Below are 5,239 nucleotides of genomic sequence, written 5' to 3' on the forward strand. Positions count from 1 at the left end.
GGGGAGGGCGGGGTCGGCGTCGACCAGCCGGACGGTGCGGACGCCCCGGTGCCGCAGCACCTCCCGCAGGGCGAGCCCGTCGCCGCCGCCGAGCAGCAGGACCCGGGCGTCCGGGCCGGCCGCCATGGCGGGGTGGACCAGGCCCTCGCTGCCCCGGTACTCGTCGGGCCCGCAGACGGCGAGCCGGCCGTTCAGGTAGAGCCGGAGCGGGCCCTCGGCGGGGCCGGTGAGCACGATCTCCTGGTACCGGCTGCGGGTCGCGTAACGGACCTGGTCGCCGTACAGGGCGTGCCGGGCGGCTCGCTCGATGGCGTCGGAACCGGCCGCGGCCGCCGCGAGCACGGCGAGGACCAGCAGGCAGCCGCCCCAGAGCAGCCGTCGTATCCGGCGGGCGGGTTCCTCGCGGAACAGCCAGAGCACCAGGGCCGCCCCGGCGACGGCGTTGACCGCGCCGGTCAGCAGCGCGCCGTCGCCCGGTCCGAGGGCGGGCAGGATCAGGAACGGGAAGGCGAGGCCGCCGATCAGCGCGCCCACGTAGTCGGCGGCGAACAGATCGGCGACGGCCCGCCCGGCGTCCTCGCGCCGGATGCGCTGGATGAGGGTCATCAGCAGCGGGATCTCGGCGCCGATCAGGATGCCGATCAGGCAGGTGAGGCCGACCATGGCGGCCTGGTAGCGGCCGATCCAGGCCCAGCAGGAGTAGAGCGCGAGGACGGAGAGCCCGCCGGTGAGCGCTAGCGCGCACTCGACCAGGGCGAAGGCGGTGGCGGGCCGGCTGGTGAACCGCTTGGCGAGCAGCGAGCCGAGGCCCATCGCGAACACCATGACGGAGAGCACGACGGAGGTCTGGGTGACCGTGTCCCCGAGCACGTAGTCGCCGAGCGCCACGAGTTCGAGCTCGTACACGAGTCCGCAGGCCGCGCAGACGAACGCGGCCAGCAGGACGGTCAGACGGGCGAGCCGGGGGCGGGAGCGCAGCCGGGACCGACGGCGGGCGGGCAGGAGTGGGGCGAGGGCTCGCCCGGGCCGGGGTGGGGTGCCGTCGTCGAGGTCCACTCGCGGGCGTGCGGGCGGACCGGCCGGATGGTTGATCACGAACAAACGCTAGGGGACGTGCGGGACGGATGGCTGCGCCCATCCGACGGACAGTGAGCGACATCGGATTGACGAACCGTTCCTGCGTGCGATTCGTAGGTCTGCGTCTGGCGGCCTCCGGCCGGATCGGTGTTCCGGTCCGGGCTTCGGGCGGTCATGCCCCGGACACCACCAGCGAGGAGCGGGTGCACACCAGCTGCCCCTCCTGCGGGTAGGCGTGCCAGGTGCGCCAGAGGAGCCGGTCCGGGCCGCCCTGGGTGACCAGCGCGGTGAAGGCGCTCGGGTCACCCGGGAAGACCCCGGCGAGGCCCCGCGGGTGCCCCTCGACCAGGGCCAGCAGCTCCTGGGCGCGGGCCGCGAAGTCGTGCGGGGGCAGCACCTCGATCCGGGCGGCGAACTCGTACTCCCAGCCGCCGACCTGCTTGGCCACCCGGGCGGGCAGCGGGGTGCGGCGGCCGGGCAGGCAGGCGACGGTCTCCAGACAGCGGCCGGGGCCCGCGTCGATCACGACCTGGTGGGAGGCGCCCAGCAGGCGCAGCTGGAGGGTTCCGGACGTGCCCGGGCGGCCGCCTCCGTCGAGTCTCAGGTCGCGGACGGCGAGAGCGGGCAACGGTTCGCCGCCGAGGCACCAGGCGAGGTCACCGGCCCGGGTGTCCGTGTAGGAGGTCTGCAGTGTGGTGAGCATGCTCGGCTCCGCGTTTCAGCTCCGTGCGCGCCCGCCGAGCAGCAGCGAGTAGGCCTAGGCGATGGCGAGGCTGTTCGTGGCTGTGCGGCCCTGGGCGCGGCCGACCGTGGAAGGAAGGATTCCGGCTGGAGATTCAGCAGCAGAGAAGCACGAATACGCCGGGTCCGCCGGTGATTTACCCAACTTTGTCAAGCATTCACCGCTTCGAGCGCACCTGCTTCCCGACTCTGATCGAGTGCATGGACGACTTTGCACAGTGCGCGTCCCTAGCACCGGATTGCGCGCCGTGCGCGCCGGGTGTGCGCTGTCCGCGTGCATCACATATCGCCGCCCTCCAGGCGCGGGGCGTGGAGGGCGGCGGGGGAGTGCCGCGAGGGTCGGCCGGAATGCCTCGGTGGCAGTGAACCGGCAAGCCGATCAAGGAAGTTGAGGATCCATCAGAACTGGTGTCGGGCCGCGGACATCTCTGTTCGAAGGGCGTGAAAGGGGGCGCGCGGCCCATCGCGGGCGCCGCAGACGGGTGGTGGACTCTTGGAGGATCTCGCCCTTTTGCAGAAAGTGAAGCAGGCCAGGCTACATCGGCGGCTGAACGCAACCGCACAGGAGAGATCGAGTGGAACGGGGTGCATTCCGAAGGGGTGGACAGCCTGGGAGATTCCCGGCCGGCATGAGGAGGAACGGCTTCGCGACGTGCTGATTCGCCGATTGTGTCGAGCGAAGGAGTTCTGTCCTCCGGGCCGGTTCTGCACGTCGTGCAGAACCGGCCTCTGTCCCCGGAGCAGTGGTACGGCCTGACGTACGTGGTGTTCCCTGACCACCAGGAGCTGACGGTCTGTCTCGCCCAGGTCTATGCCTGCCTGTTCGACGGCTTCGAGGCCATGCCGCCGGCCCCGCGGTAGCCGCCCGTCAGAGCCGCCGCAAGCGGGTGACAGCCTCCTGGAGGACCTCGTCCTGCTTGCAGAAGGTGAAGCGGACGAGGCTCCGTCCGGCGTCCACGTCGTCGTAGAACACCGCGTTCGGGATGGCGACGACGCCGCAACGCCCGGGCAGGGTACGGCAGAAGTCGATGCCGTCTTTTTCGCCGAGCGGGGTGATGTCGGTGGTGACGAAGTACGTGCCCTCGGGGGTGAAGGCCCGGAAGCCGGCCGCGGTGAGGCCGTCCAGCAGCAGGTCGCGCTTGCGCAGCAGGTCGGCGCGGAGGGTGTCGAAGTACGTGTCGGGCAGCCGCAGGGCCTCGGCCACGGCGTACTGGAAGGGGCCGGCGCTGACGTACGTCAGGTACTGCTTGGCGGTGCGTACCGCCGAGACCAGCTCCGGGCTCGCGGTGACCCAGCCGACCTTCCAGCCGGTGAAGGAGAAGGTCTTGCCGGCGGAGGAGATGGTGACGGTGCGCTCGCGCATGCCGGGCAGGGTGGCGATCGGGTGGTGGGTGGCGCCGAAGACGAGGTGCTCGTAGACCTCGTCGGTGACGACCAGCAGGTCGTGCTCGACGGCGAGCGCGGCGATGGTGGCGAGCTCGTCGGCGGTGAGGACGGTGCCGGTGGGGTTGTGCGGGGTGTTGATCAGCAGCAGCCGGGTGCGCGGGGTGATCAGCGAGCGCAGTTCGTCCGGGTCGGGGCGGAAGGACGGGGCCCGCAGGGTGAGCGGGACCCGGGTGGCCCCGGCCATGGCGATGCAGGCGGCGTAGGAGTCGTAGAACGGCTCGAAGGCGATCACCTCGTCGCCAGGCTCAAGAAGTGCCAGCAGGGCCGCCGCGATCGCCTCGGTGGCGCCGGCGGTGACCAGTACCTCGGTGTCCGGGTCGTACGAGAGGCCGTAGAAGTGCCGCTGGTGCTCGGCGATGGCGGTGCGCAGCTCGGGGATGCCGGGGCCGGGCGGGTACTGGTTGCCGCGGCCCTCGCGCAGGGCCCGTACGGCCGCCTCGCGGACCTCCTCGGGGCCGTCGGTGTCCGGGAAGCCCTGGCCGAGGTTGATCGAGCCGGTGGCGGTGGCCAGGGCGGACATCTCGGCGAAGATCGTCGTGCCCATCTTGGCCAGTCGGCGGTTCAGCAGCGGCCTGGTACCCATCGGTGGCTCCTCACGGCTCGTCGTCAGGGGCCATCCTGGGACAGCCGGGGGCCGGGGACAAGAACGGCCCGCCACCGGCGCGGAGGCGGTGGCGGGCCGGACCGGAGTGCCGGGACGGGATCAGGCCTCGTCGGTGCCCTCGTCGCTCTCGCCGTCCTCGCCCTCGATCTCGTTCTGGAGGCCGAGGCGCTCGACGATCCACTGCTCGAAGCCGACCGCGGCCTGGGTCCAGTTGGCGGTGGTGGTGACGAAGTAGTCCAGGTTGACGCCGGTGCCGACGATCATCTGGGCCTCGCCGATCAGGCGGACCACGCCGTCCTCGTGGGTGTGGGTGTAGACCTTGGGCCAGAGGGTCTCGCGGTTCCACTCGTCGATCAGGTCGAGGATCTCGCCCTTCTTCTCCAGCGGGTACGCGCGGTCGTAGAAGGCGCGCACGGCGAAGAGCTCCTTCTGCTCGCCGCGGAACATGTAGTAGACGCGGAAGCCCTCCCAGGGGGCGGTGAGGTCGCCCTCCTCGTCCACGACGTGCTTGAGCTGCATCTGGTCCAGCAGCTGGGTGACCAGGCCCTGGTCCGGGACGATGATCGGCGGCGGGCCGGCCGGCCGCCCGCCCTGGCCGCCGGGCTGGCCGCCCTGGGGGACGCCGAAGGACGGGATGGACGACGGGTCGATGCTCATGGGGGTCCTCTTCCTCAGTGCACGTGGTGGCCGGCAATGAGAGGCCGCCCTTTCCACCTCCCATCCTGCCTCATTCGGGGCTCCGCTCACAGGGGCACCGAGGGGTGCGTCGATCTTCGTCGGGCGTTCTTCCCGGCGTCGTCGGCGCCCTTCGGCGGCGGGTGGAACGGGCGGCGGTCACGGAGGGTGTGCGGGGTGGGGTGCGGGCCGCCCGGAGGAGGGCGCGTGAGCCACGTCACGCGCCGGGCGCGCGGGGTTTGCCTGCCGTACCGACCGGATGCGGTTAGCGTGCGACGGTACTCGCTTCGATCAAGTCCCGGGCCGGCCGGGAGAGTTGAGCGGTCCTGAGGTGGACTGTCCGGAATTGAGGGGGGAGCAGGAGTGGGTGGAGCGGCGACGGGGGACGGCGCATCGCTCGGGGTGCTGCTGCGGAGCATCCGGCTGGACCGGGGGATGACGCAGGAGCAGCTGGGCGAGGCGGCCGGGCTGAGCGTGCGGTCGATCCGCGACCTGGAGCGGGGGGTGTCCTGTCCACGGGTGTCCACGCTCCGGCTGCTGACCCAGACCTGGGACCTGCCGGACGCCCAGGTGGCCGAACTGCACCGGCTGGTGCGCAGCCGGCGGGGCCGGACGCGGCGGCTGCTGCGGCAGGCGGCGGCCGAGTGACGGTGCCCGGTGCGGGCCGCGGGCGGGAAGCGGTTCCGAGCCGGGGCG

The 5,239-nt window shown here is 71.9% G+C and carries 5 protein-coding genes and 1 pseudogene; 2 read left to right on the forward strand and 4 right to left on the reverse strand.

Features of this window, described 5'->3' with window-relative positions; all coding sequences use genetic code 11:
• Both KS423_RS37705 and KS423_RS37710 read right to left on the reverse strand, forming a co-directional pair.
• Nucleotides 1–1,002 (reverse strand): annotated as a pseudogene (locus tag KS423_RS37705) (spermidine synthase); the annotation flags it as partial.
• 247 nt (nt 1,003–1,249) lie between these two features.
• Nucleotides 1,250–1,780, reverse strand: coding sequence for a DUF2617 family protein (locus tag KS423_RS37710; protein ID WP_224284249.1), 531 nt, complete (start codon nt 1,778–1,780; stop codon nt 1,250–1,252).
• Nucleotides 1,781–2,532: 752 nt separating this feature from the next.
• Between KS423_RS37710 and KS423_RS37715 the strand changes: the two genes are divergently transcribed.
• Nucleotides 2,533–2,679 carry a hypothetical protein gene (locus KS423_RS37715; RefSeq protein ID WP_224284250.1) on the forward strand — a complete coding sequence of 49 codons (147 nt, stop codon included), beginning with the start codon at nt 2,533–2,535 and terminating at the stop codon, nt 2,677–2,679.
• A gap of 7 nt (nt 2,680–2,686) precedes the next feature.
• On the opposite strand, the gene KS423_RS37720 is transcribed toward KS423_RS37715, so the two are convergent.
• A complete protein-coding gene (locus KS423_RS37720) occupies nt 2,687–3,847 on the reverse strand; it encodes a pyridoxal phosphate-dependent aminotransferase (protein WP_224284251.1) in 1,161 nt (386 codons plus the stop codon).
• 120 nt (nt 3,848–3,967) lie between these two features.
• Nucleotides 3,968–4,525, reverse strand: a complete 558-nt coding sequence (locus KS423_RS37725; RefSeq protein ID WP_224284252.1) for a YbjN domain-containing protein — start codon at nt 4,523–4,525, stop codon at nt 3,968–3,970.
• Between the two features lie 381 nt (nt 4,526–4,906).
• On the opposite strand from KS423_RS37725, the gene KS423_RS37730 reads away from it, so the two are divergent.
• Entirely contained in the window at nt 4,907–5,191 is a 285-nt protein-coding gene (locus tag KS423_RS37730) for a helix-turn-helix domain-containing protein (RefSeq protein WP_224284253.1), read from the forward strand.
• The last annotated feature ends 48 nt before the right edge of the window (nt 5,192–5,239 follow it).

The sequence above is a fragment of the Streptomyces sp. LS1784 genome (assembly GCF_020103755.1).
GTDB lineage: Bacteria > Actinomycetota > Actinomycetes > Streptomycetales > Streptomycetaceae > Kitasatospora.

Coding starts and splice junctions, on each gene's coding strand:
- KS423_RS37710 (WP_224284249.1), bottom strand. CDS start 1,780: ATGCTCACCACACTGCAGACCTCCTACACGGACACCCGGGCCGGTGAC.
- KS423_RS37720 (WP_224284251.1), bottom strand. CDS start 3,847: ATGGGTACCAGGCCGCTGCTGAACCGCCGACTGGCCAAGATGGGCACG.
- KS423_RS37725 (WP_224284252.1), bottom strand. CDS start 4,525: ATGAGCATCGACCCGTCGTCCATCCCGTCCTTCGGCGTCCCCCAGGGC.